Annotated in this window: 21 protein-coding genes; 8 read left to right on the top strand and 13 right to left on the bottom strand. The window is 68.2% G+C overall.

Translation table 11 applies throughout. The features are described 5' to 3' along the window. Positions 1–324, top strand: a 324-nt coding sequence (locus BM228_RS24395; protein WP_208612089.1) for a transposase, incomplete at its 5' end; no start/stop codon positions are given. 153 nt (positions 325–477) lie between these two features. Here BM228_RS24395 and BM228_RS24400 read toward each other — a convergent pair. Then, complete coding sequence (locus BM228_RS24400; RefSeq protein ID WP_092044668.1) at positions 478–1,962, bottom strand: methyl-accepting chemotaxis protein; 1,485 nt, start codon at positions 1,960–1,962, stop codon at positions 478–480. A gap of 647 nt (positions 1,963–2,609) precedes the next feature. Further along, a complete protein-coding gene (locus BM228_RS24405; RefSeq protein ID WP_244537294.1) occupies positions 2,610–3,029 on the bottom strand; it encodes a hypothetical protein in 420 nt (139 codons plus the stop codon). A 144-nt stretch (positions 3,030–3,173) separates the two neighbouring features. Here BM228_RS24405 and BM228_RS24410 point away from each other — a divergent pair, with 144 nt between their 5' ends. Genes BM228_RS24410 through BM228_RS24420 form a run of 3 tightly spaced genes read left to right on the top strand, consistent with a single transcriptional unit; the run spans position 3,174 to position 8,076 of the window. Continuing rightward, positions 3,174–4,001 (top strand): FAD binding domain-containing protein, encoded by an 828-nt coding sequence (locus BM228_RS24410; protein ID WP_092044670.1) that lies wholly within the window; start codon positions 3,174–3,176, stop codon positions 3,999–4,001. After that, on the top strand, positions 3,998–6,730 hold the full coding sequence (locus BM228_RS24415) for a molybdopterin-dependent oxidoreductase (protein WP_092044672.1): 2,733 nt from the start codon (positions 3,998–4,000) through the stop codon (positions 6,728–6,730). The genes BM228_RS24410 and BM228_RS24415 overlap by 4 nt, the downstream gene beginning before the upstream one ends. Next, the gene (locus tag BM228_RS24420; RefSeq protein ID WP_092044674.1) at positions 6,730–8,076 is read left to right on the top strand and encodes an NCS2 family permease; all 1,347 of its coding nucleotides are present in this window, start codon (positions 6,730–6,732) and stop codon (positions 8,074–8,076) included. Before BM228_RS24415 ends, BM228_RS24420 begins: the two co-directional genes overlap by 1 nt. Before the next feature lie 87 nt (positions 8,077–8,163). Here the strand turns inward: BM228_RS24420 and BM228_RS24425 are convergent, their stop codons facing one another. The 5 genes from BM228_RS24425 to BM228_RS24445 form a co-directional block, all read right to left on the bottom strand. Then, complete coding sequence (locus BM228_RS24425) at positions 8,164–8,952, bottom strand: ABC transporter ATP-binding protein (protein ID WP_092044675.1); 789 nt, start codon at positions 8,950–8,952, stop codon at positions 8,164–8,166. Further along, positions 8,949–10,307, bottom strand: coding sequence for an ABC transporter substrate-binding protein (locus tag BM228_RS24430; protein ID WP_244537295.1), 1,359 nt, complete (start codon positions 10,305–10,307; stop codon positions 8,949–8,951). Before BM228_RS24430 ends, BM228_RS24425 begins: the two co-directional genes overlap by 4 nt. A gap of 51 nt (positions 10,308–10,358) precedes the next feature. Next, the gene (locus BM228_RS24435; RefSeq protein WP_167367810.1) at positions 10,359–11,333 is read right to left on the bottom strand and encodes a branched-chain amino acid ABC transporter permease; all 975 of its coding nucleotides are present in this window, start codon (positions 11,331–11,333) and stop codon (positions 10,359–10,361) included. A 64-nt stretch (positions 11,334–11,397) separates the two neighbouring features. Continuing rightward, complete coding sequence (locus BM228_RS24440) at positions 11,398–12,291, bottom strand: branched-chain amino acid ABC transporter permease (RefSeq protein ID WP_092044679.1); 894 nt, start codon at positions 12,289–12,291, stop codon at positions 11,398–11,400. After that, entirely contained in the window at positions 12,288–13,205 is a 918-nt protein-coding gene (locus tag BM228_RS24445) for an ABC transporter ATP-binding protein (RefSeq protein ID WP_092044680.1), read from the bottom strand. Before BM228_RS24445 ends, BM228_RS24440 begins: the two co-directional genes overlap by 4 nt. A gap of 719 nt (positions 13,206–13,924) precedes the next feature. On the opposite strand from BM228_RS24445, the gene BM228_RS24450 reads away from it, so the two are divergent. Then, a complete protein-coding gene (locus tag BM228_RS24450; protein ID WP_092044682.1) occupies positions 13,925–15,592 on the top strand; it encodes a methyl-accepting chemotaxis protein in 1,668 nt (555 codons plus the stop codon). A gap of 9 nt (positions 15,593–15,601) precedes the next feature. Here the strand turns inward: BM228_RS24450 and asd are convergent, their stop codons facing one another. Next, entirely contained in the window at positions 15,602–16,501 is a 900-nt protein-coding gene (gene asd, locus BM228_RS24455) for an archaetidylserine decarboxylase (RefSeq protein WP_092044684.1), read from the bottom strand. 32 nt (positions 16,502–16,533) lie between these two features. Between asd and BM228_RS24460 the strand changes: the two genes are divergently transcribed. Further along, the gene (locus BM228_RS24460) at positions 16,534–18,225 is read left to right on the top strand and encodes an aminotransferase class III-fold pyridoxal phosphate-dependent enzyme (protein WP_092044685.1); all 1,692 of its coding nucleotides are present in this window, start codon (positions 16,534–16,536) and stop codon (positions 18,223–18,225) included. Between the two features lie 158 nt (positions 18,226–18,383). Here BM228_RS24460 and BM228_RS24465 read toward each other — a convergent pair whose 3' ends face one another. Together BM228_RS24465 and BM228_RS24470 are read right to left on the bottom strand one after the other, a co-directional pair. Beyond that, positions 18,384–18,995 (bottom strand): hypothetical protein, encoded by a 612-nt coding sequence (locus BM228_RS24465; protein WP_092044687.1) that lies wholly within the window; start codon positions 18,993–18,995, stop codon positions 18,384–18,386. 51 nt (positions 18,996–19,046) lie between these two features. Then, complete coding sequence (locus BM228_RS24470; protein WP_092044688.1) at positions 19,047–19,733, bottom strand: class I SAM-dependent methyltransferase; 687 nt, start codon at positions 19,731–19,733, stop codon at positions 19,047–19,049. A gap of 765 nt (positions 19,734–20,498) precedes the next feature. Between BM228_RS24470 and BM228_RS24475 the strand changes: the two genes are divergently transcribed. Both BM228_RS24475 and BM228_RS24480 read left to right on the top strand, forming a co-directional pair. After that, positions 20,499–21,281, top strand: coding sequence for a lytic murein transglycosylase (locus tag BM228_RS24475; RefSeq protein WP_208612090.1), 783 nt, complete (start codon positions 20,499–20,501; stop codon positions 21,279–21,281). 236 nt (positions 21,282–21,517) lie between these two features. Then, positions 21,518–22,603, top strand: a complete 1,086-nt coding sequence (locus BM228_RS24480) for a tlde1 domain-containing protein (protein WP_092044758.1) — start codon at positions 21,518–21,520, stop codon at positions 22,601–22,603. An 81-nt stretch (positions 22,604–22,684) separates the two neighbouring features. On the opposite strand, the gene BM228_RS34820 is transcribed toward BM228_RS24480, so the two are convergent. The 3 genes from BM228_RS34820 to mdcB form a co-directional block, all read right to left on the bottom strand. Then, positions 22,685–22,858: a hypothetical protein gene (locus BM228_RS34820; protein WP_167367809.1), complete on the bottom strand. Its 174-nt coding sequence runs from the start codon at positions 22,856–22,858 to the stop codon at positions 22,685–22,687. 556 nt (positions 22,859–23,414) lie between these two features. After that, positions 23,415–24,149 (bottom strand): DUF3750 domain-containing protein, encoded by a 735-nt coding sequence (locus tag BM228_RS24490; protein WP_092044691.1) that lies wholly within the window; start codon positions 24,147–24,149, stop codon positions 23,415–23,417. An 86-nt stretch (positions 24,150–24,235) separates the two neighbouring features. Next, positions 24,236–25,036 carry a triphosphoribosyl-dephospho-CoA synthase MdcB gene (mdcB, locus tag BM228_RS24495; protein WP_425284989.1) on the bottom strand — a complete coding sequence of 267 codons (801 nt, stop codon included), beginning with the start codon at positions 25,034–25,036 and terminating at the stop codon, positions 24,236–24,238. Positions 25,037–25,044: the final 8 nt, after the last annotated feature.

Consider the following 25,044-nt stretch of genomic DNA (forward strand, 5'->3'; position numbering starts at 1 on the left):
GTCGAAGACAGCCTCGTCCCGGTGCTGCGCCACGGCGACACCGTAATCCTCGACAACCTACAGGCCCACAAAGTGGCCGGCGTGCGCCAGGCGATCGAGGCGGTGGGGGCGCGGGCCCTCTACCTTCCGCCCTACAGTCCCGACTTCAACCCCATCGAGCAAATCTTCGCCAAGTTGAAGCATCTGTTGCGAACCGCGGTCGCCCGCACCGTGCCCGCCCTCTGGGCGGCCATCCGCGATGCCTGCACCGGATTCACACCAGACGAGTGCCGTCACTGTCTCACAACCGCCGGTTACGAACACGACTTGGCCGTCGCTACATAAGCGGGCACGGCTCTAAACGACCTCTTCCAGATGAATGGTAGAATCATTTCATCCTCGCCCGCTCATTCAACGCACACTGTCTCGCCCACTCCAAAGCCAACGATCAGGTAGTGCGCCGAGCATCAGCCAGGCGCCTGCCGCCATACCGTTCCCTCACCCCACCGCCCGCGAAGCCTCTCGCACCTGGCGGGTCGCGCGGTCGACCTGGACACTCGCCTGGGCGATCGTGTCCATGCCGGCCGCGATGGTTGAGACGCCGTGGGAGGCGGTCTGCATGCTGCCGGACATCTCGCGGGTCACCGCCGATTGCTCCTCCACGGCGGCCGCGATGGTCGAGGAGACTTCGTTCAACGTCCGGATCGTGCCCTGGATCGCGTCGATCGCACCCACGGCCTCCCGCGTGGCCGATTGGGTCGCGGCGATCTGGCCGCGGATCTGGTCCGTGGCTCGGCCCGTCTGCTCGGCCAGCGCCTTTACCTCCGAGGCGACCACCGCGAAGCCGCGGCCGGCCTCTCCGGCCCGCGCCGCCTCGATCGTCGCGTTGAGCGCCAGCAGGTTCGTCTGGGCTGCGATCCCGGCGATAAGCCCGACCACGTCGCCGATCTGGGTGGCCTGATCGCTCAGGCCGGCCACGATGCCGCCGGTGTGCTGGGTCTGCGTCACGGCTTGCCCGGCGATCGACGCGGCGTGGCTCACCTGCTGGCTGATCTCGTTCACCGAGATCGAAAGCTGCTCCGCGCCCGACGCCATGGCCTGGATATCGATGGACACCCGGCTGGCCGTATCGGCCGCCGTGCCAGTCTGGCGCGTGACGTCCGCGACGGCTTGGCCGATCGCATCGAGATCCGTATCAATCGCCTGCCGGGCCTCGGCCCGGCGCTGGCGTTCGCGGACCTGTCGGGTGATGTCGGTTGCGAACTTGACCACCTTGATCGGGCGGCCGCTGCCATCGCTGATCGGGTTGTAGGTCGCCTGGATCCAGACCTCCCGGCCGTCCTTGCCGATCCGCCGATACTCGGCGGACTGGAACTCGCCGCGCGCCAGGGCCGCCCAAAAGGCCCGATAGGCTTCGCTCGACCGCTCCGCATCGGTCACGAACAGGCCGTGGTGGCGGCCCACGATTTCGTCGAGCCTGTATCCCACGGCGTCGAGAAAGTTCTGGTTGGCGCTCAAGATCGTCCCGTCGAGGGTGAAGGCGATCACAGCCTGCGAGTGGTGTAGGGCGGCGATCTGCCCGTCGAGATCGAGGGCGCGCAGCTTCTGGGAGGTAATATCGGTGGCGAACTTGACGATTGTGATCGGCTTGCCGGCCCGATCGAGCACCGGGTTGTAGGTCGCTTGAATCCAGACTTCACGTCCGTCCTTGCCGATGCGCTTGTACTCGGCCGTCTGAAACGCGCCGCGCCGGAGTCCATCCCAGAACAGCCGGTAGGCCTCGCCCTCGCGCTCCGCCAGGTCGACGAACAGGCTGTGATGGCGACCGCGTATCTCGGCCAGCGTGTAGCCCATCACCGCCAGAAAATTCGCGTTGGCGTCCAGGATCGTGCCATCCAGGGCGAATTCGATCGTGGCGAGGGAACGACTCAAGGCCGCCAGCTTCGCCTGATGGTCCCGTCCGCCCGTCAGGCGCTTGAACATCGTGTCCTCCAGAGGCCCGGGGTCAAAGCACGGCGCTGATCGCGCGAACCTGCGTCAGGTCCGCGGCTCGCATGCCGTGGGTTCGACCGCCCTCCGTCGGCAGTAGCCGTGGGGTCTTGATCGCGAGTTAAATCAACACATCGGGAATAAACCGCGGCAGATCGGTTTTTGATCGGACCATAACCGAGCACAGATCCGTCTTCGCACGCAGGAGTTGCAGGGATTTATCTTGCATTCCTATCACGCGACATCGATCGATGAAGGCCTCGAGAAAATCAAATCCCATTCATGCAAGCCAAATTCCCATCTTTTGATGCCTTATATCAATCTCTCATCGCGGTGGATGAGTGATATTCGCAGACCGCGATGTTCGGGGCGCCTCTCAGATTGAGGGAATACGCTCCGCGTCTCCGGCGCCGTGCTATGCCTCGTCCGAGGCGGGCGCGTCTGGCAGGGATGCGCTTGATCGTCCTGTGCAGGATCGCTCGGCGCTACAACGTAGACGCGCACTGATCGCCGGCATGTCGCACCGTGGTGGGCGGCTGCGGTCACGAGAATTTGACGCGGGCAGCGTCCAGCATGCTTGCCCGCGCAACTGCACGGCAATTGCGTGGTCTTCATGAAGGTGTAGCCGCGAAGACCGAATTTCAGCACCGATCCGGTCCGGCCGCGGCTTCCAGCCCAACATAGCCAAATCCGTTGCCGTCCCGGATGAAGGTGTGGCCGTGCGGTACGCCGTCGACGGCGTGGCGCAGCCAGCGGGTCTCTTCGGCCTCGATCGTGACGGTCTCCATCTGCGGATAGGTCTTGAGCAGGGCCTGCGTGAACGCCGCCGCGAAACCTTCCGTGTCGAGGGACAGATTCCTGGCCGCCGTGACGTTGACGATGTTCTTGACGCTGTCGGTGGCGATGCAGGCGCGGTTGTCGCCCTCAGTCCAGGCGGCGTCCAAGTGCCCCGTCAGGAGCACGGAGAGCGTCAGCTCCCGCGGGACGTGGTGATCGCCCGAGCGGGTCAGCCGCATCACTCGGACCCGGTCCTCGCCGTATCGCGATGCCGTCAGAGCCATGATGATCTCCGCGGGGTGGCCCGAAGCGAGGCCGTGCGCGGAGCCGTAAGACCGGAGCCATGGCTTCTCCACGCTGCGGCAAACCACCGGCAGGCATATTGCTAGGCTGCGCGGTATTCTGTCGAAAGGAGGCAGCGAGGGGCCGTGGATCTCAACACGATCGAGACTGTCCTCCGACCCCAGGGCCGGGCCGACCTGCCGGATTGGCGAAACGGCGATGCTTGCCTCGCCGGCGGGACCTGGCTGTTCTCGGAGCCGCAGCCCGGAACGCGCCGGCTCGTCGACCTGACAGCGCTCGGCTGGACGCCCCACGCGATCACGCCGGAGGGCCTGACGCTGGCCGCGACCTGCACCATCGCCCAGCTCGACCGGCTGGAGCTGCCGCCGGACTGGATCGCCGCCCCGCTTGTCGGGCAATGCTGCCGGGCCCTGCTCGGATCGTTCAAGATCTGGAACCTCGCTACGGTGGGCGGCAACCTGTGCATGGCCCTGCCGGCCGGGCCGATGACCGCCCTGGCCGCGGCCCTGGAGGCCACCTGTACGGTCTGGGCGCCGGACGGGGGCGAGCGGCATCTGCCGGTGACGGAGTTCGTGCTCGGGCCGCAGCGAAATGCGCTTCGCCCCGGGGAGATCCTGCGTAGTCTGGTCCTCCCGGCCACCGCCCTGACCCGGCGTACCGCGTTCCGGCGTATCAGTCTGAGCCCGAACGGCCGTTCCGGAGCGCTGCTGATCGGCACGCGCGATTCGGCCGGCGCCTTCGCGCTCACCATTACGGCTTCGATCCGCCGGCCCGTGCGACTCGCCTTCGCGAACATGCCGGATCGCGACGCCCTCGGGCGGGCAATCGCCGAGACGATCCCGAACGAGCTCTATTACGACGACGTGCACGGAACGCCGGACTGGCGCCAACACATGACCCGGCACCTCGCAGAAGAAATCCGCGCGGCGCTGGCGGATGAGGCATCGGCATGAGGCTCACGATCAACGGCCACGTGCACGATGGCGCGCCGCGTCCCGGCCAATGCCTGCGCACCTATCTGCGCGAGGCCGGCTGGTTCGGCGTGAAGAAGGGTTGCGACGCTGGCGATTGCGGCGCCTGCACGATCCATCTCGACGGCGAGCCCGTCCATAGCTGCCTGCTCCCGGCGTTCCGGGCGGAGGGGCGCAGCGTCACCACCATCGAGGGTCTGGCCGGCTCCTGCCGGCCGGAGGAGCCCGGACCCGAGGCCCTGCACCCGATGCAGGCGGCCTTCCTGGCCGCCCAAGGCTTCCAGTGCGGCTTCTGCACGGCGGGCATGATCATGACCGCCGCCGCCTTAGATCAGGGCCAGAAGCGGGACCTCGGCTCCGCCCTCAAGGGGAATCTCTGCCGCTGCACCGGCTACCGGGCCGTCCGGGACGCCATCGCGGGGGTCGCACATTGCGACACCGCCGAGGCCAGCGATCCGATCGGCCGGAACCTGCCCGCCCCGGCCGCCCCTCAAGTTGTGACCGGACGCGCCTGCTTCACTCTCGACGCGCCGCCGGCCGACGCGCTCCACCTAAAAGTCCTGCGCTCGCCCCACGCCCATGCCCGCATCGTGGCGATCGACACCGCGGACGCCTACGCCGTTCCCGGCGTCGTTGCGGTGCTGACCCATGCGGACTCACCGCAGCGCCGGTTCTCCACCGGCCGCCACCAGGATCCGCGCGACGACGCGGCCGACACCATGGTGCTCGATCCGATCCTGCGCTTCGTCGGCCAGCGGGTCGCCGCGGTGGTTGCCAACTCCGTCGCGGCCGCGGAAGCAGGCTGCCGGGCTTTGCGCGTCACCTACGAAGTCCGCCCGGCCCTGCTCGACCCGGATCAGGCCCTCGCGGCCGACGCGCCAAAAGTCCACGATCCGGTGGACAAGCCGGGCATCGACGCGCCGCCGCTGACGCGCCACCCGAACCTGGCGGCGGAAGTCCACGGCGAGGTCGGCGACGTCGCGGCGGGGTTCGCCATAGCCGATGTCGTGTACGAAAATACCTTCCGGTCGCAGCGGGTCCAGCACGTCGCCCTGGAGACCCATGGCTGCGTCGGATGGCGCGACCCAGACGGGCGCCTCACGCTCCGGACCAGCAGCCAGGTGCCGTTCCTGACCCGCGATGCCCTGTGCGACCTGTTCGGCCTGGAACGCGACGCCGTGCGCGTGGTCTGCAACCGGGTCGGCGGCGGCTTCGGCGGCAAGCAGGAGATGCTCACCGAGGATCTCGTGACGCTGGCAATGCTGCGCACCGGCAGGCCCGTGCAATGGGAGATGACCCGCCAGGAACAGTTCACCGCCACCACCACCCGCCACCCGATGCGGGTCACCGTGAAGGTGGGCGCTCGCAAGGATGGGCGGCTCACCGCGATCAGCCTCGCCGTGCTCTCGGAGACCGGCGCCTACGGCAACCATGCCGGCGGCGTGATCCATCACGGCTGCAACGAGGTGCTGGCCGCCTATGCCTGCCCGAACAAGCGGGTCGACGGCTACGCGGTCTACACCAACACGCTGCCGTCCGGCGCCTTCCGGGGCTACGGCCTCAGCCAGACGATTTTTGCGCTCGAATCCGCTCTCGACGAAGTCGCCCGCGCGCTGGCGATCGACCCGTTCGACCTACGCCGGATCAACGCCGTGCGGCCAGGCGACCCGATGGTATCGAACAGCCTGGAACCGCACGACGTGGTCTATGGCAGTTATGGCCTTGACCAGTGCCTGGACCTCGTCCAGCGGGCCCTGCGGGCCGATCCCGGGCCGGATCCGGAGCCTGGCTGGCGCGCCGGCACCGGGATGGCGATGGCCATGATCGACACGATCCCGCCCCGCGGCCACCACGCTGACGCGCAGGTGAGCCTGGATCCGGACGGCCGCGTCACCGTGCGGGTCGGCACCGCCGAGTTCGGCAACGGCACCACCACGGTCCATCGCCAAATCGCCGCCTCGGCGCTCGGCCTCGCGCCGGACCGCGTCCACGTTGCGGGCGCCGACACCGATGCGGTCGGCCACGATACCGGCGCCTATGGCAGCACCGGCACGGTGGTGGCCGGCCTCGCGGTGCTGCGCGCATCCGAGGCGCTGGCAGCGCTGACTCGCGAGCGCGCCGCGGAGCTGTCCGGCGCGGAGCCGGTCGCCTGCCGGCTCGTGGGCGACGTGATGACGACGCCGAGCGGCCCGCTGGCGCTTGAAGAACTCGGCCCGCTCGCCGCCCGGGGCCGGGCCGATGGCAGCCCCCGCTCGGTGGCGTTCAACGTCCAGGCCTTCCGGGTGGCGGTCCATCCGGTGAGCGGCGAGATCCGCATCCTCCGCAGCATCCATGCTGCGGACGCCGGCACGGTGATCAATCCGATGCAGTGCCGCGGCCAGGTCGAGGGCGGTGTCGCCCAGGCGATCGGCGCCGCCCTCTACGAAGATCTTGCGATCGATTCCGCTGGCCGGGTCGTCACCCAGGCGTTGCGCGACTATCACATCCCTGCTTGCGCCGACGTGCCGGAGACCGAGGTGCTGTTCGCGAACACCCATGACAGCGTCGGGCCGCTCGGCGCGAAATCGATGAGCGAGTCGCCCTACAATCCGGTGGCGGCGGCGCTCGGCAACGCGATCCGCGACGCCACCGGGGCCCGGCTCACCGCCACGCCGTTCGCGCCCGACAGGATCTTCCGCGCCGTCCTGGCCGGCGTGAGCGGGGAGGGGTGATGGACATCAAGCGCGAGGCCGCGATCTCGGCTCCCGGCCGGGCGGGCTTCCTGGAGCGCCAGTTCCGGCTCGCCGAGCACGGCACCACCGCGCGCACGGAGCTGCTCGCCGGCCTGACCACCTTCCTGACGATGGCCTACATCGTCTTCATCAACCCCAGCATCCTGGCCGATGCCGGCATGCCCAAGGGCGCGGTGTTCGTGGCCACCTGCCTGGTGGCGGCGCTGGGCTCCCTGGTGATGGCGCTCTACGCCAATTACCCGATCGCCCTGGCGCCCGGGATGGGGCTCAACGCCTATTTCGCCTACGTGGTGGTGCTCGGCATGGGCTTCACCTGGCAGGCCGCGCTCGGGGCGGTGTTCATCTCCGGGCTGTGCTTCTTCGTCGTGACTCTCACGGGCCTGCGGGCGATGATTGTCGACGGCATCCCGCACTCGATGCGGATCGCCCTGACGGTGGGGATCGGCCTGTTCCTGGCCGTGATCGCCCTCAAGAATGCCGGCATCGTCGCCGCCAGCCCGGCCACCTTCGTGACGCTCGGCGATCTGCACCAGCCGAGCACGGTGCTGGCGGTGATCGGCTTCCTGATGGTCGCCGCACTCTCCGCCCGGAAGGTGAAGGCGGCGCTCCTCACCAGCATCCTGACCGTGACGGTCCTGAGCTTTATCTGGGCCGGCAACGCCTTCCAGGGCGTGGTCTCGCTACCGCCCTCAATCGCCCCGACCCTGTTCGCCCTCGATCTCTCCGGTGCCCTCTCGGGCGGCCTGCTCCACGTCGTCCTGGTGCTCTTCCTGGTCGAGCTGTTCGACGCCACCGGCACGCTGATGGGCGTAGCGAACCGCGCCGGGCTGCTCACTGAAGGCAAGTTGCAGCGCCTCGACCGGGCCCTGATGGCCGATTCCACTGCGATCTTCGTAGGCTCGCTGCTCGGCACGTCGAGCACCACCGCCTATCTGGAAAGCGCCTCCGGAGTGGCCGAGGGCGGCCGCACCGGGCTCACCGCCGCGACCGTGGCCGTGCTGTTCCTGGCCTGCCTGTTCTTCGCGCCGCTCGCGGGCGCGGTCCCGCCCTACGCCACGGCGCCGGCCCTGCTCTACGTCGCCTGCCTGATGCTGCACGAACTGGTCGACCTGGCCTGGGACGACCCCACTGAGGTGATCCCGGCCTGCGTGACCGCGCTCCTGATGCCGTTCACCTACTCGATCGCCACCGGCGTCGCCTTCGGCTTCATCACCTACGCGGCCCTGAAGCTGCTGACCGGCCGGGTGCGCGAGGTGAAGCCGGTGGTTTGGGTGATCGCGGCCCTGTTCCTGTTCAAGTTCGTCGAGACCGGCAGCGCACATTGATGGCTGAGAGGCGACGAGCCGGCCTCATTGTGAGGGGCAAGCATCGCCCTCACCGCCCTGACGGACCGCTGGTCATCCGGCCGCTGATCACGCCAGGGCGAGTGCCCCCGGCCGCGGTGCAACCCCGGCGCCGAGATAGAAGGTCTTCACGTCGTCGCGGCTGCGCAGGGAAGCGGCAGTGCCTTCGAGCACGCTGCGGCCATTCTCAAGCACCACCGCCCGGTGGGCGTGACGCAGGGCGAGCCGGACATTCTGCTCGGCGACCAGCAGGGTGAGACCCGCCTCGCGGTTGAGGGTGGTGAGGCTCCGGTAGATCTCCTCCACGATCTTCGGGGCGAGGCCCATGGACGGTTCGTCGAGGACGAGGAGTTTCGGACGGCCCATCAGGGCGCGACCGATCGCGGCCATCTGCTGCTCGCCGCCGGAGACGAGGCCCGCCGCGATAGCGCGCTTCTGCCGGAGCCGCGGGAACAGCGTGTAGACCCGCTCCAGATCCGTCCGAAGTTCCGCGCGCGACGCGCCGCGGCCGAGGCCGCCGGTCACGAGGTTCTCCTCGACCGTGAGTGCCCGGAAGCAATGGCGACCCTCCAGCACGCCGACGAGGCCGCGCCGCACCAACGCGTCGGTGCGGCTCCGCCCGACATCCTGGCCGGCATAGGTGATGCGCCCGCCGGTCACCTGGCCCCGCTGCGCCGGCAGCAAGTTGGAGACGGCCCGCAGCAGGGTCGTCTTGCCCGCACCGTTGCCGCCGACCAGTACCACGATCTCGCCCGCGCCGACATGGAGATCGACGCCGCCCAGCGCGCGGACCGCCCCGCCGTAGCGGGCCTCCAGCGACTCGACGCGCAGGAGGGCGTTCCCGGACGCCTCCGTCACCGGCTTTCCGCCGATGCGTGTTCGGCCGCGGTATTCCTGGCGCCCGCATCCGCCTGCTCCTCGGCGGCGCAGTCGCGCGGCGTCAGGCCATGCTCCTTGGCGTAGGCCGTGGACGAGGCCTCGATGATCGGGCGCAGGCTGGCCCAATCCGGGGCGATCCAGTCGGAGACGACCTTCCACTTCGTGCCGTCCCACTGCTGGAAGGTGACACGGCCCTCGCCCTCGTGGTTGGCGCAGGTGACGTTGATCGAGTGGAACAGCCCCTTCGCGCCGAGCTCGGCCACCCAGGCCTCGTCGAGGCGCAGATGCTCGAAGCCCCAGCGCACCTCGTCGCCCGTGAGCGTGCGCTTGCCGAAGCGCCCTTGCGCGATCCGCACCGCCTCGACGTTCAGGATGCCGTTGAGCACGCCGAGATTGTGATAGACGCTGCCGATGCGCTTCTTGTCGGCGAGGTTGCCGTTCCCCGGCTCATAGACCTTCCGCACGATCTCCTGGATCACCGGGTATTCCGTGCCGGATGCCTGGGTGGTGATGGCGACGTAGCCCTTGGCGGCATCGCCCGCGGGGATCGCGTCCTCCTCCGAGTTGGACCAGACGTTGCCGACGATGTGGTCGACCGGGAAACCGGTCTTCTGCGCCGTCTTCAGGGCGACGGGGTTCATCACGCCCCAGCCACGCAGCACGACGAAATCGGGCCTCAGGCGCCGGATCGTGAGCCATTGCGATTGCTGCTCGTTGCCCGGATGCGGCACCTCGATCTGCTCGACCTTGAAGCCGTAGGTCTTGGCGAGCTTTTCGTAGATCGGAATCGTCTCCTTGCCGTAGGGCGAGCCGTGGTAGAGCACCGCGATCGTCTTGCCCTTGAGCTTGTCGAGCCCGCCCGCCCGGGTGCCGAGATAGGCGACGATGCCGCTCGTCTCGCTGTAGGGGTTGAGCAGCAGCGGGAAGACGTACGGAAATACCCGCCCGTCGGTGGAATCGGTGCGGCCGTGGTTGATGGTGATGAGCGGCACCTTGTCGGCGGTGATCCGGTCGATCATCGCGTAGGCGATACCAACTGAGAGCGGGTTCCAGGCGGCGATGCCCGGGCGCGACTTCAACCGCTCATAGACCTCGACGCCGCGCTCGACCTCGTACTGGGTCTCGCCCTCGCTCCAGGTCAGCTTGACGCCGTTCACGCCGCCGTCGCGGCTGTTGATCAGGTTCAAGTAGTCGATGAAGCCGCCGAAAAAGCCGGTGCCGCCGGCCGCGTACGGGCCGACGCGGTAGCTCTGGAGCGGGAAGTGCTGCTCGTCGGCGCGGGCGCCCCCGGCGAGGCCGAGCAGGGTGGCGCCGGCCAGCAGAGCGGCGCGCATGCGGGTCCTTGAACGCATATTCGTCTCACAATCGTCGAGAGTGGAAAGACATCAGGCCGCCCGGCCGCGAAGCCGGCCGACCGCGCGGTCGAGCAGGGCGGTCAGGCCGGCGGGCTCGCGGATCAGCACGGCGACGATCAGGATCCCGAGCACGATGCGCTGGCACATTTCGAGGGTGCCGGAATCGAAGCCGTCCCCCAGGATCGCGGCGCCGAGGCGGGCCAGGATCAGCGGCAGGACGACGATGAACCCCGCCCCCAGGAAGGCGCCGCGCAGGGTGCCCAGGCCGCCGATGATGACGATGAACAGGATCTGGAAGGAGCGATCGAGGTTGAAGCCCGCGGGTTCCAGCGTCCGCAGATAGGCGAAGGCCCAGAGCACGCCCGCCACCCCGACGATGAACGAGGACAGCCCGAAGGCGAGCAGCTTGGTGCGCGCCACCCGTACGCCGGTGATCCGGGCCGCGGTCTCGTGATCGCGGATCGCCACCAGATCCCGCCCGGTCGGTGACCGCACGAGCCGCCACGCCGCGAAGGTCAGGAGCGCGACCACCGCGAGGGAGAACAGGTAGCGTCCCCGGGCATCCTCGAAGGAGATGCCGGCCACGACGAGACGCGGCGCGGTGACGATTCCGGACGGGCTGTCGTTGGACAGCCAGCCGATGCGGTTGAGCGCCCAGGCGACGAAGAACTGGACGGCGAGCGTCGACACCGCGAGGTAGAAGCCGCGCAATCGCAAAGCGGGCAGGCCGCCGATGACACCGGCCAAGGCGGCGACCAGCCCGGCGGCGAAGATTGTGACCGGCAGCGGCAGGATCGGCAGGCGCAGCGACAGATTGAAGGCCGCGTAGGCGCCCACTGCCATGAAGGCCGCGGAGCCGAGCGAGAGCAGGCCGGCATAGCCTGTGAGCAGGTTCAACCCGAGGCCGGCGAGCGCCAGGGCCAGGAATGGGGTCAGGATCGCTTCGTACAGGTAGCTCGTGCCGACCAGCGGCACGATCCCGAGGGCGATCACCGCGAGCAGCAGGAGTTAAATGCTGCCCGCGGGGAGGGCGCGCGGCGCGCGAACGGTCAGGGTGGCGGCCATGGGCTCAGACCCGTTCGACGCTGCGCAGGCCGAGCAGCCCGGAGGGCCTGACCAGCAGGAAGGCGAGGGCGGCGACATAGGCGATCCAGCCCTCGATCCCGCCGCCGATAAACGGGCCGAGATAGACCTCCGACAGCTTCTCCACCGCGCCGACGATCAAGCCGGCCAGGATCGCCCCGGCGATCGAGTCGAAGCCGCCCAGGACCAGCACCGGCAGGGCCTTGAGCACCACCAGCGACAGGGAGAACTGCACGCCGAGGCGCGCGCCCCAGAGCAAGCCCGCCACAAGGGCGACCAGACCGGCCGCGATCCAGACGGCGGACCAGATTCGCGGCAGGCGCAAGCCGGCATTCAGGGCCGCGAACGGGTCGTCGGCGACCGCCCGGAAGGCGAGCCCCGTGTGGGTGTAGCGGAAGAAGGCGGTGAGGGCGGCGACCATCAGGCCGGCGACGCCGGCAGCGAACAGATCGAACCGGCTGACCAGCACGCCGCCGATCTCGAACGGCGTGTCGTCGATACCGAGATCGAGCCCGTGCACCTGCGTGCCCCAGGCGAGCTGGGCCGCCCCCTCGATCACGTAGGACACCCCAAGGGTCGCCATGAACAGGGTGATCGGCGGCTGGTTCACGAGAGGGCGGAGCACCGCCCGCTCGACCGCGAGGCCCAGAACGACCATGACCGCCAGGGTCGCCGCGAGGGCGCCAACGAAGGGCAGGCCGCGCTCCAGAAGGCTCACGAAGGTGAGCGCGGCGAACAGGACCATCGCGCCCTGGGCAAAGTTGAGCACGCCGGACGTCTTGTAGATCAGCACGAAGCCGATCGCGACGAGGGCGTACATCACGCCCGACAGCAGGCCGCCGACGATTACCTCGACGAGGAAGGCGAAGTCCGGGTTCATGCCGCGTCCTCGTCGGAGAATTCGTTGGATTCGTCGTTGGCCAGACCCAGATAGGCGGCGATGACCCGCGGGTTCGCCTGGATTTCGGCTGGGGTGCCGGTGGCGATGCGGCGGCCGTGATCGAGCACGGTGACCCGATCCAAAAGGCGCATCACCACGCCGATATCGTGCTCGATCAGCACGATCGCCGTGCCGTAGGTCTCCCGCGGCGATCGAATGAAGCCGCTCATCTCGGCCTTCTCGGTGGCGGTCATGCCCGCCATCGGCTCGTCGAGCAGCAGGAGGCGCGGGCGGGCGACCAGGGCGCGCGCCAGCTCCACACGTTTCTGAAGGCCGTAGGGCAGGCTGCCCGCGCGGCGCTCAGCGACGGATCCGAGTTCGAGCAACGCGATCACGGCCGAGGCCCGGGCCAGATGCTCCCGCGCCTCGCGTCGAGCCGCGGGCAGGCCGAGGAGTTGGGCGGCAAGCCCGGCCTTCCGGGCGCCGGCGAGCCCTGACAAAACATTGTCGCGCACGCTCAGGCCGGCGAACAGAGCCAAATTCTGGAAGGTCCGCGCCACGCCGAGGGCGGAGAGCTGCCGGCTCGGGACCCGGGTGAAGGCTTCCTCGCCGATCCGGACGCGTCCGGCCTGTGGCGCGTAGAGGCCGCTGATCGCGTTGATCAGCGACGACTTTCCCGCACCATTCGGACCGATCACGGCGTGGATCTCGTGCGCCCTCACGGAAAGATCGATCTCCGCGAAGGCGACGGTGCCGCCGAAGGCCAACGATAGCCCTTCGACCATCAGAATCGTGCGCTCCGCCTCCTGTGCCGGCACACCCTGCCGCGCAGAGCGGGCGTCGCTCAGCCGCGCGACCTTGGAGCGGCTCTGCGGCCGCGAGACCGGCGAGGTTGGCTCTGAGACATCCTGCATCCGAACGTGCCTGCGCGCAGACCCAGCCGGGGAGCTGCATCGAGGTGAAGCATGATGGCGGTGCGCTAGAGATGTCGACCAACCATCGTCGCATCGCGTTTATTGCGACACTTAACGATAGCTAGTCATCGAGACGCGAGTCAAAGGCAGGATTATCTCTTGTCTGATGTTCTTCGAGCCGCGTTTTTCACGGTTTCCGCAGAGAAAAGAATATCTTTCGTTCTTCCCCGTAACCCGGTGGCTTGAGGCCGCTTTGAAGCCCCGGGGATGTGCGTGGACCGCTTCATGCCGTGGTTGGGCGATCCGAGCCCCCGCCACTGGCCTCGCGCTGAATCGCGCGACCGTGGCAGCCGACATCCTCCAGCGTCCACGCCGCTTGTCTTGATCCGAGCCTCATGATTGGACCGCGCCGGTGATGTATCGGATGCCTCACCAGCGTCGGCCGTTCTTTCATCACACGAAAACGTTATCGCTGCGCATAATTTGAACAGCTGAGCGTAAGTGTTACTATATTTTGATCACCACAAATTGTCTTTTGAAGATATTGTTGTCTAGCAAATAAATGATCAGCTTTATCAGTTTAAAAATAAATACACAATCTGTAATTGATGTAAATGACGATATTTTCGCTTCTTGCAATTTCATATCAGATTTACCCGCCTGATGATATCGCGGCCTCTCAGCACCTGAGTCAAATTGCCTAGCACCGGACGTCGTCGATGCGCCTGACTATAAAAATCCGCCTCGTCGCTCTTCTCACCGTCCTGGGCGCGCTACTGTTGGGGACAACGGCGCTCGGAAATCTTGCCCTCTACTGGAACACGAAAAGCCTGCAGACGGTCTTCGAGGATCGCGTCGTTCCGCTCGGTCAGTTCAGCAGCTTGCGCGACGCCTACGACGCCACGGTCGAGGCGTCGCGGGCCCTGCGGGACGGGAAGACCGATCAACGCGCGGGGGTTCAGAATATCCAGCGCGAACAGGTCAAGGTGAAGCGGCAATGGGCTGACTACCTCGCCACTTATCTGACGCCTGAAGAGAAGGTCCTCGCCGCGGACCTTCAAACGCAGATCGACCGGAACGACGCGATCGTCGGCGATCTCGTGCGGCACGCCGAGGCGAACCAGATGGGCGGCTATGCCGACGCGCATGCCGCGCTCCTCAACGCGATGACCCAGACGCATGCCGCGCTGGGGAAGCTAACGGCCCTGCAGATCCGGGTGGCGCGCGAGGCGTTCGAGCAGGCTCAGACAACGTCGGGCTGGACGGGTGCCCTGCTCGTCGCCTCACTGGTCGTCGCGATCATCGCCATCGCGTACGGCATCGTCACCGTGCTGGTGCAGGTCGCGCGGCCCCTCACCGGCATGACGGCCGCGATGACCCGTCTCGCCTCGGGGGACCTCGACGCGCCGGTTGTCGGCGCGGATCGCCGGGACGAGATCGGCGCCATGGCCGGCGCCGTGCAGGTCTTCAAGGACGCTCTCATCGCCAAACGCCGGGCGGACGCGGATGCGGCCGTGGAGAACGAGGCCAAGAATCGCCGTGCGCAGGTGTTGAACGACGCCACGAGCACGTTCCGCGCCGAAGTTTCGAAGATGACGGCCACCTTGTCGGCCGCCGCCGAAGAGATGGAGGCCACAGCCGCAGCGATGAGCCGGACGGCCGACCAGACCGCCGCACAATCAGTCAGCGTCGCGTCCGGCGCAGAGCAAACGTCGGCCAACGTGCAGACCGTCGCCGCGGCGAGCGAGGAGCTGGCGGCGTCGATCGGCGAGATCAACGTCCAGATCGTCCGGTCCTCCGACATGGCCGAGCGCGCCGCCACCGATGCCGTCCAGACCAACACCATCATGCAGGGGCTGGCCGATGGCGCGCAAAAAATCGGGGCGGTGGTCGAACTGATCACCGGAATCGCCGCGCAGACCAACCTTCTCGCCCTAAACGCGACGATCGAGGCGGCGCGTGCCGGCGAGGCGGGCCGCGGCTTCGCCGTCGTCGCCGGCGAGGTCAAGGAACTCGCCGCGCAGACCGCGAAGGCCACCGAGACCATCTCTCACCAGATCACCACCATCCAGGGCGAGACGCACCGCGCCGTAGAGGCTATCCAGGCGATCTCGGCGACCATCGTGGAACTGCGCGCCATCGCGGTCGGCGTCACGGCGTCGATGGAGGAGCAGAGGGCGGTCACTCAGGAGATCGTGCGGAGCGTCACCCAGGCAGCCCAGGGCACGCAGGCGGTGACGACCAATATCGGCGCGGTCACCACGGCCGTCGGCGAGACCGGAACCTCGGCGTCGCAGGTCCTCACCGCGGCGACGGAACTGTCCCGTCAATCGGAACGGCTGACCGTCGAGGTCGCGGACTTTCTGGCTAAGGTCCAGGCGGCCTGAAACCGAACGCTACGCCGATTCGCCCTGCGGCAGCCGCATCAGCGGCTCGCCCATCCGCAGGCGGGCGCCCTCCTGCAGATTCGGCCACAGGGTGAAGCCCGGCGGGGCCAGGACCACAATAGTCGAGCCGTGCTCGAACCAGCCCATCTCCGCGCCCTTCTCCAGGCGGGCGGTGCAGGGCAGGGGACGGCCGCCGGTGCGGCGCAGGGCGACGCCCTCCGGCAGGAAGCCGAGGCGCAGGCCCGCCACCAGGATCGCCGCCACCGGCACCAGGGTTACGGCATGGCCGGCGATGCGCAGGCGGAGCACTGCGCGCTCGTTGCGGCAGAACAGGGCCTCGACACGCTTCAGCGCGATCGGGTTCACGTTCCAGGTGTCCCCCCAGATGTGGCGGACCGAGTCGACCCGCAGGTCGTGGGGCGCGTGGAAGCGGTGATACATCCCGGCGGTGAGCCGCAGGGTCGCGTAGGCGCCGCCCTCGTGGGCCCGGGCCAGCTCTGCGTCGCCGCCGAGCAGGTCGGCGAGGCTGTAGGACAGGCCCTTGATCTGGAGCAGCCGGCCGGCCTCGATCCGGCCATGCGCCCCCAGGATCGCATCGCTCGGGCTCACCAGGATCGTCGGGTCCAGGGCGATGGCTCGGGCACCCGGGCGCAGCGCACGCACGAAGGCGGCGTGAAGGCTCGGGAATCGGGTCTCGGCCGCGTCGCTCAGATCGACATCGCAGAACAGGCGCCAGGTCGCGATCGAGACGTCGCGCACCATCGGCTGCTCGATCCGGCTGAACCAGCCCATGAACCTCGTCGCCAACCGTCGCGGCAACCGGTTGGTGAGCAAAAAATTCAGATCCTCCTGGGCGCCGACCTGCGCCAGGGCACGCCGCAGCCGCGATCCCGCCGAAACCGTCATCATGCCGTGAACCGCCTCCGATACGGCGTGGCGCGATGTCCGCACTCCTCGCCACCCTGTCCGCCACCGCCGCAGCTGCGGTGATCGCTCTTCCGAAGGCCGCGCAGCGCCTTCACTTGTCCCGGGCCAAGCATCCATCCCTGACCGGCCATGCCCGGATGGCCCGGCGCATCGCCGGGCTGATCCCGCACTACGCCTATTCCGAACGCGCCTTCTTCCGCTCCGACGATCCGGACGAGACGGTGGCGCTGCGGCGCGAGAACGGCTTCACCCAGCTTAGCGAACTCTACCGGACACGGTTCGCCCGCACCCGGGCCGAGACCGAGGCGGTGCGCGACGGGCTGTCGGACCTGCAATTCACCGGGCTGTACCGGGTGCCGTTCCAGTATGCCGGCCACGTGCGCGCGCATCTCGGTGCCGGAGCCTTCGCGGCCGCATCGGAGGGCGTGACCCTCACGGATCTCGACGGCAACGTCTTCTACGATCTGGCCGGGTCCTACGGGGTCAACCTGTTCGGCGTGGATTTCTACCGTGCCTGCCTGGAGGAGGGGGCCGCGAAGGTCGCCGCCCTCGGCCCGGTGCTGGGGCCGCTGCACCCGGTGGTCTCCGGCAACGTCGCGCGGCTCAAGGCGCTGTCGGGCCTCGACGAAGTCTCGTTCCACATGTCCGGCACCGAGGCGGTGATGCAGGCGGTGCGGCTCGCCCGCTACCATACCGGCCGGCGCCGGATCGTGCGCTTCTGCGGCGCCTATCACGGCTGGTGGGGCGAGGTGCAGCCCGGCATCGGCAACCCGGTGCCGACGCGCGACACCCTCACCCTGGCCGACATGTCCGAGCGGACGCTGCGAGTGCTGGCCAGCCGCCGGGACGTGGCTTGCGTGCTCATCAACCCGCTCCAGGCCATGCACCCGAATGCCGGCGCGCCGTCCGATTCCGCCCTGGTCGACAGTGCCCGCAAGGCTTCCTTCGATCGCGCCGCCTACACCAAGTGGTTGAAGGAGCTGCGCGCGGTCTGCACACAGAACGGGATCGTGATGATCCTCGACGAGGTTTTCCTTGGTTTCCGCCTCGCTCCTGGCGGAGCGCAGGACTACTTCGGGGTGCGCGCCGACATGGTCACCTACGGCAAGACCCTGGGGGGCGGCCTGCCGGTGGGCGTGCTCTGTGGCCGTGCCGACCTGATGCGCCGCTTCCGCGACGACCGGCCCGTGGACATCTGCTTCGCCCGCGGCACCTTCAACGCCCATCCCTACGTGATGGGCGCCATGAGCGCGTTCCTCGATCGGCTGGAGACGCCGGAGGTCGCCGCCCTGTATCGCGACCTCGACGCGACTTGGGATGCCCGAGCCCAACGGCTCAACGCCCTGCTGGCCGAGGCCGACCTGCCGGTGCGGGTGGCCAACCTGTCCACGGTCTGGACGGTGCTCTACACGCGGCCGTCGCGCTACAATTGGATGCTGCAATTCTACCTGCGTGCCGAGGGGCTGGCCCTGTCCTGGGTCGGAACCGGCCGCCTGATCTTCAGCCTCGCCTACGACGACGCGGCCTTTGAGGCCGTCGCCACGCGGTTCGTGGCGGCAGCGCATGCCATGCGGGCGGATGGCTGGTGGGAGGGCGGCGCCCCCACCGACAAAGCGATCCGCCGGACGATCCTGCGGGAGGTCGCGGCGATCCGGCTTGGCACGCTGGGTACCCGCCTCGGACTCAAGGCGCCGGACCAAGCCTGATCGGGTTTCCAAAGGGCCCCCCGGCCCTTTGGCGGGGTTCGGGGCGTGCAGCCCCGAGCTTGCAGGGCTCTGCCCTGCACCCGCAAAAGGTCGACGACCTTTTGAAACCGAGACTCTCCAGGGATCGCCGAGGCGGGGGAGCCCCCGCCCGGCGACGCTCAGGCGCCCCGCTCGTGGGGCTCGTGCTCCTCGACCATCTCGCCTTGCAGCAGCGCCAGCGGCGCCTTGTGGTAGAGCTTGATGTCGTGGAACGGGTCCGTGAGGATCTTGGTCGCCCAGACCAGACCGGTCTGCACGTCGCGCACGAAGAACAGCTGCACGGTGCGGAACAGCAGGCCCGCCCCGGCGAGCCACAGCCAGATCCAACCGACATTGCGGATCAGGTCGGCAGTCGTCTGGTGCGGCGAGAGTAGGCCGAACAGGGTGGGATCGAAGTAGAGCGGCAGCGGCGAGAGCGCCCAGATCGCCAGCAGCACGATCTTACGCTGGAGATTGTAGCCGACCTTGATCTCTTCCTTGTGCTCGTGCGTCGCGTTGTTGACGTGGTCGTAGCCCTTCGGCTCAAAGAACAGGTGGCCGGATTGCCGGCTCGTCATCGCCAGAAGCCAACCGATCAGGGCCGCCGTCGCGGGATCCTTGAACGCCATCGCGTAGGCGACCAGAAAGCTCACCGCGCTGACGAAGTGCAGGCTCTGGTTGATCCGGTTGTGATGGTAGTAGCGGTGGTCGTCCCAGCGCTGGACGCGCAGCGTCTCGAGAAAGCTCGCCATGCCGTATGTCTCCGATCGATCGTGGGTGGGCTGGTAGGAAAATTCGCGCGCTCAGGCGTCGCGTTTGCGCAGGCGGATGAGCGAGAAGTGGCCCAGCGGCGGCAGGGCCCGGCGCTCGACCACCTCCACCGGCGCGGTCGCGGCCCAGGCAGCGTAGCGATCCCAGGAAAACTCGGTCCGCCAGCCCAGCCGGCTCGTGACCGGCATCAGCGTGTGCTCGATCAGGCGGCGCAGGCCGCCCTCGGCCCCGATCCGGGTGGTGATGACGATCTCGCCGCCGGGGCGCAGCACCCGGGCGAACTCGTCGAGGGCCTGTTCCGGGTTCGGCACCGCGGTCACGACATACTGGGCGACGACCACGTCGAAGGAGGCGTCCGAGAAGTCGAGATGCTCGGCATCCATCACGGCGAGGCGCTCGACGTTGCGCAGACCGAGCCGCGCCACGCGGCTGCGCGCCTTCTCCAGCATCGGCGCCGAGATATCGATGCCGACGATGCTAGCCGCCCGCCGATAGGCCGGCAGGGACAGCCCGGTGCCGACGCCGACTTCGAGGACGCGCCCGCCGATCCGCTCGGCCGCCGCCGCCGCCAGGGTTCGGCCCTGGGCGAAGACTGGGCCGAACACGAGATCGTAGACCGGCGCCCAGCGGCCATAGGCCTTGGCGACGCCGTCGCGATCGAGGTCGGGGCCGAGCGTCGCCGCCCGCGGTGAACCGGTGCTTTGCGTTCCGAGGGCCATGAGGGTCCTGTCTCTCGCTGTCTGTCGGGCTGAGGCACCCGGCCGCCGGCCGCATCGCAAGCCGAAGGATCCGGGATTCGGAGGAAGGCCGGGTTCAGGCCCGGGTTCGGATCACGCCGGATTCGAGCCCCGCCGCACATCCCGGTCGCGGCGCCGGTTTCGGCGTTGCGGACCCGAGGGCGCGAAACGGATCGAGGCACCTGGTGTCGGCACTGTCGCTGGCGGGATGCGGACGATCCGCCGATGACGTCACAGACATGGTGAGGCCGCGGTCAGCAGAAACGGTTGCGCCGGAGGCGCATAGCCAAGCGGAACGTCATCGGCCCCACAGCGTATCCCCGAAGCACTCTTTCCGCCGGCAAAGCTATGATTGTCGTTTGACGATGTTGTGACATCAAAAAAGTGTCTTTTACGGAGATACGCTTCGCTGGCAAAGCATTGATCCGCCGACAACATCGCATCATGCTCCTGATCGTCTTCAGAAAGCTCTTAGACGACGGATGCGTCGATCCGGATACGGCCGAGCCGGGGCTGCGGCCAGCCGGCGGCCCCGATCGGGCGCCGATCTGATTTACGATGATGAGAAACGCAGGCCGGGATGTCTCAGCGGTCGTGCGGGCTTGCGCTATGGTGCGAATACCACAATGCCGACGGGCGGTGTGTCCGACATCATCTCGCCCTGTTGTCGACGAGATGTTCCCCGGTACTCGGTTGAAGACCATGGCGCGGCTTCGCGCCGAAGGAGTGTTTCGCGTGATCGAACAAATGCGGCGTATGACCCTTGCTGTGGCGGCGATCGTCGGGCTCGCCGGACTAGCCGGGCAGGCGGAGGCCGCGCAGTGCGGCAACACGGCGGCCGGCTTCGAGGCCTGGAAGCGGGAATTCGCCCAGGAGGCGCGCGGCAAGGCCAGCGCGGCGAGCCTGGCGGCGCTGGAGGGCACGAGCTACTCCACCGCCACGATCTCGGCCGACCGCGGCCAGCGCAGCTTCAAGCTGTCCCTGGACCAGTTCCTGGCCAAGCGGGGCGGCCCGACCATCGTGTCGAAGGGGCGCCAGCTCAAGCGCACCAACGCCGCCTTGTTCGAGTCGATCGAGCAGCGCTACGGCGTGCCGCCGGGCCCGCTCCTGGCGATCTGGGGCATGGAGACCGGCTTCGGCGCGGTCCGCGGCAACGTCAACACCCTCTCGGCGGTCGCGACCCTGGCGTATGATTGCCGGCGTTCCGAATACTTCACCGACCAGCTCTACGCGGCCCTGACCCTGGTCGATCGCGGCCTGCTCTCGGCGAGCACCCGCGGCGCGGCCCATGGCGAGGTTGGCCACACGCAGTTCCTGCCGAAGAACGTCCTTACCTACGGCACCGGCGACCTGAACAATGTCGGCGCCGCCCTGTCCTCGACCGCGAACTTCCTGAAGGCGCATGGCTGGCGCGCGGGTGCCGGCTATCAGCCCGGCGAGCCGAACTTCGTCGCGATCCAGGGCTGGAATGCCGCGCCGGTCTACGAGAAGGCCATCGCCCTGCTGGGCAAGCAGATCGACAACGATTGAGACTTATTCGAAGGCGGCCAAGACACGGAATTGAGGCACGAAACCTCTATCCGCCCGAAAATGGTCCCGATCGATCCTCAATCGACCATGCAGTCGCCCCAGAAAAGCCCGCCCGGCCCCGCTGTTTCCTTCCGGCGGGGCCAGCCGGTCCATCGACATCCGCTGACGGCTCTTCGAGGCTGCAGCGCCGATGATCCGGCAGGTGCCCGCTCCGCGACGAGAGCATGGGCGCCCGCATGGCTATCGATCCCGCGCCGCTGGACGGCCCCACCACCCGGACCAGCCGCCGCGGCTGCGCGGCCCCCCTGGCGGTCCTGACCGCCGCCGTGGCGCTGGCCGCGCTGGGCAGCGGCCTTCCCCGTTTCCAAAGCTCGCCGGCGATCCCGCTGGTCGGCATCGAAACCTCGGCCACGACGGTCGAATCGCCCGGTGAGGCCGCCACCCTGGCGGCGAATCCGGAGCCCTCGGCGACCGAAGCCTGGCGCGAGGCCACCGGCGGACCCCTGTCGCGTTGGGCCTGGACGCAAATCGAGCCGCCCGCCCCGACGCCGATCCCAGACGAAGCGCCGGCCCCGGAAGCTCAGGACGCCGAGCCGCCCCGTGCAGCGATGACCGTCCCTCTCCCGATGCCGAGACCGCCCGAGTTCCGCTTCTACCGGGGACCGGACATGGCGCGCAGGTCCGAACGGCGGGTCGCCCGCCGGGAGCTTCCGCCGGTGCCGATCCCGCCCCGGGAGGACGACCGCTCGTTCCTAGAGAAGCTGTTTGGGGTCGAGCGCGCCCCCGCGCTCGCCTACGCCGCCCTCGAAAGCAGGCCCGCGGATCTCGTCCCGCAGCGGCGGATCTCGCCGCCGCTTGCCCCGACGGATGCGCGCCCCACGGCCGGAACGGCGGTCTACAACATCGCGGCACGCGTCGTGACGCTGCCGAACGGCGAGCGCCTGGAAGCGCATTCCGGCCTCGGCGAGGGCTTTGACGAGCCGCGCTTGGTCAATGTCCGCATGCGCGGTCCGACGCCCCCCGGCACCTACGACCTCAAGGAGCGAGAGCAGCTGTTCCACGGCGTCCGGGCGATCCGCCTGACACCAGTCGGCGGCCCCGAGGCCGTCTACGGCCGTGTCGGGCTCTTGGCCCATACCTTCATGCTCGGCCAGCGCGGCGATTCGAACGGTTGCGTCTCGTTCCGCGACTACGACCGGTTCCTGCAAGCCTTCTTGCGCGGCGAGGTCCAGCGCCTCGTGGTCGTGGCCGGCACCCAGGATCCGCTGCCGAGCCTCGCCGAAACGCCCATTCGCACCAGGATCGCCCGGAACGGCACCTGAGCTCGGGTTCTTCGGTCGCCGGCGACGGCGTCTCCTGTCGCGGCGCATACGCGGACATGGCGAACTGCGTTCGGCGGTGCGCTATTGCGAATCGGCCTGCAGCAGCGCTTCGACCGACGCTGCGAAGCGGCAGCGCGCTTCGGGCTCCGCCTCCCGCAGATAGGACGCGACGAGCCTGAGCAGATAGGCCTCCGCTTCGTCCTCCAGGTCGTGAGCCGTCGTCGGGTCCGAGCTCGCACCGAAGAAAGTCGACACGGACAATCCCAGAGCCTCCGAGATGCGTGCAAGCCGCCCTCTGAACTCGGCCTCCGCACCGTCAGACCCCTGACTCATGAACGCGTCTCCAGATGCCTTCTGTTGAGGAGGGTGGCATGCCGTATTCAATCTGTGGACGATCCCTTCAACTCACATATGGCTCCCAGGTCAACATTCAGGGGAATCGTGCGTTCAATAGGGAAGTCAAAAATCGTTTTGAAATCCAATACTCAGGGTAATTTTGTACCAATTTGGTTCAACATCACTATCTGATTAGAGGGAGTTTTCGCACGTCACGCCGGAGAAACAACTCTCGACCTGTAGGGCTGGCAATCACGTGATCCAACCGACGAAATAGCTTGTGCGCCATTTCGGAGCTGTTACATCGCATGCACTGCCGGCAAAGATTAGCATAAAATCCCGATATATTATAATTTACATTGCATTCGTCGCGATAAATGTCTGGACACGTCGCGAGTTTCTTTTCTACACAAAGTATATCCTCCGTAAGTGTGCACCGCCCAGCTAGTATCGGCAGCGAGCGCTCCAGCGGCGGTCAGATCCCCACGCGCCCGATGGCCGGCAGCTTGATCCCCGGGCGGCGCAGGTCGATCCCGGCCACGCCGCCGAGCAGGTTCAGCTCCAGGCCTTCGACCCAGGCGAGCGTCAGCCCGAGATAGCCGCCGAGATTGGTCCGGATGCCGGTGCCCGAGGGCGTCCACCCGATCCAGCTACCGTCGTAGGGAAAATCCTTGCCGATCGCAGTCGCGGGCAGGCTCGCACGCATCTCCGGCACCGCGGCCATCACCGCCGCCACGAAGGTGTTCGAGTTTGGCCCCGGCCAGACCACGTAATCCCCGGGGCGGGCGTAGCGGTACTCGGCCACGGCCTTGCGGATGCGCGGCAGCATCGCCTCTGCCTCCGGGCCGTCCGCGGCGAACACGGTCTCGGGCGCGTTGCCGAACCAGCGCCCATCCGGCACGAAGCGGTCGATCCAGATGGGCTGGCCCCAGGCCGTGTAGTCGTAGCGGCGGTAGCGGCGCTCGCCGGCGCCCTTGATCACGATCCAGCTATGGGTCGCGACGATGCCGCGCCAGCTCACCGTGCGGGCGGAAAAGATCCGGACGATTGCCGCCGGATGGGTCTCGGCCGCCGGAAGGAGGCCGGCACTGGACCGATCGGCCGAGCGCCAGTCGCCGTCCGCGCGCAGCCAGTACAGCGTCGCCGAGACCGCAACCGGCACGAGGAAGAGGAGGACGAGCGCGACGAGCGCGAACCTGATCAGGGACACGGGATAGGCCGGGGCGTGGCGGGAGATGAATCAGATGTAGGAAGCGGCCGCGCTTGTTCCCATGCGGCCGAACGGTGCAGCACGCGTCACGCGGCTTTGGACAGCGCATCGAGGAGCAGGGTTGTGGCGAGCAGGTCGGCACAACCGCCCGGGCTCAGGCGCGCTGCCACGAAATTGCGATGGATCGCGATAGCACGGTCCTGCCAATCCGGCGCCGCGATCCCGCCGGCCTCGAGGAAGCCCGCCGCGGCGGCCTGCGCCCGGTCCAGCCCGTCCGCGCCGCCGCGATGGAGCAGGTTGGTGTCGTCCACGACAGCCAGCAACGCGAAGAAGCACTGCACCCGGGCGGCCTCGGGATCGTCCGGTGCGCGAGCCCGGCCGAGGCGCAAGGCCGGCAGGCCCACGGCCCGGACGGTCGGAAAGCCGGCAGCGGCTTCCGCGCTGGCGCCCCCGACGCCGTAGCGGCGCGTGGCCCGGCCACCATGACTATCCGCCGAGGCCGGCGCCCGGGCGATGGCGGCGCCCCACAGGCGGCCGACGGCCTCGGCCCGTTCCTCGGCCGCAGCGGGTGCAGCCCCGGCCGCGCCCGCGCCGGCACAGATCAGCCCAAGCGAGAAGATGGCGCCGCGATGGGCGTTGACGCCGCCGGTCGCCGCCAGCATCGCCGCCTCGGCCCGCAGGCCGATCGCCCGGAGTTCATCCATCTCGGCGCCTCTCGCGCCCGCAGCGACGAGGTCGGCGAAATACGGCCGGATCGCCGCCGCGCTGCGGCGCAGGGTGCCGGCATCCATGTCGTGATGGCTACCCGAATCGACCGGGCTGACGAGGCCGGGCTTCGGCCAGGTTTCGAGCTCGTCGATCAGGGCCGCATGGGCGAGATCCGCCACGCGCTCGG

The sequence above is a fragment of the Methylobacterium pseudosasicola genome (genome assembly GCF_900114535.1).
Taxonomy (GTDB): domain Bacteria; phylum Pseudomonadota; class Alphaproteobacteria; order Rhizobiales; family Beijerinckiaceae; genus Methylobacterium; species Methylobacterium pseudosasicola.

Coding starts and splice junctions, on each gene's coding strand:
- BM228_RS24400 (WP_092044668.1), bottom strand. CDS start 1,962: ATGTTCAAGCGCCTGACGGGCGGACGGGACCATCAGGCGAAGCTGGCG.
- BM228_RS24405 (WP_244537294.1), bottom strand. CDS start 3,029: ATGGCTCTGACGGCATCGCGATACGGCGAGGACCGGGTCCGAGTGATG.
- BM228_RS24415 (WP_092044672.1), top strand. CDS start 3,998: ATGAGGCTCACGATCAACGGCCACGTGCACGATGGCGCGCCGCGTCCC.
- BM228_RS24420 (WP_092044674.1), top strand. CDS start 6,730: ATGGACATCAAGCGCGAGGCCGCGATCTCGGCTCCCGGCCGGGCGGGC.
- BM228_RS24430 (WP_244537295.1), bottom strand. CDS start 10,307: ATGCGCGCCGCTCTGCTGGCCGGCGCCACCCTGCTCGGCCTCGCCGGG.
- BM228_RS24440 (WP_092044679.1), bottom strand. CDS start 12,291: ATGAACCCGGACTTCGCCTTCCTCGTCGAGGTAATCGTCGGCGGCCTG.
- BM228_RS24445 (WP_092044680.1), bottom strand. CDS start 13,205: ATGCAGGATGTCTCAGAGCCAACCTCGCCGGTCTCGCGGCCGCAGAGC.
- BM228_RS24450 (WP_092044682.1), top strand. CDS start 13,925: ATGCGCCTGACTATAAAAATCCGCCTCGTCGCTCTTCTCACCGTCCTG.
- asd (WP_092044684.1), bottom strand. CDS start 16,501: ATGATGACGGTTTCGGCGGGATCGCGGCTGCGGCGTGCCCTGGCGCAG.
- BM228_RS24460 (WP_092044685.1), top strand. CDS start 16,534: ATGTCCGCACTCCTCGCCACCCTGTCCGCCACCGCCGCAGCTGCGGTG.
- BM228_RS24465 (WP_092044687.1), bottom strand. CDS start 18,995: ATGGCGAGCTTTCTCGAGACGCTGCGCGTCCAGCGCTGGGACGACCAC.
- BM228_RS24470 (WP_092044688.1), bottom strand. CDS start 19,733: ATGGCCCTCGGAACGCAAAGCACCGGTTCACCGCGGGCGGCGACGCTC.
- BM228_RS24475 (WP_208612090.1), top strand. CDS start 20,499: ATGCGGCGTATGACCCTTGCTGTGGCGGCGATCGTCGGGCTCGCCGGA.
- BM228_RS24480 (WP_092044758.1), top strand. CDS start 21,518: ATGGCTATCGATCCCGCGCCGCTGGACGGCCCCACCACCCGGACCAGC.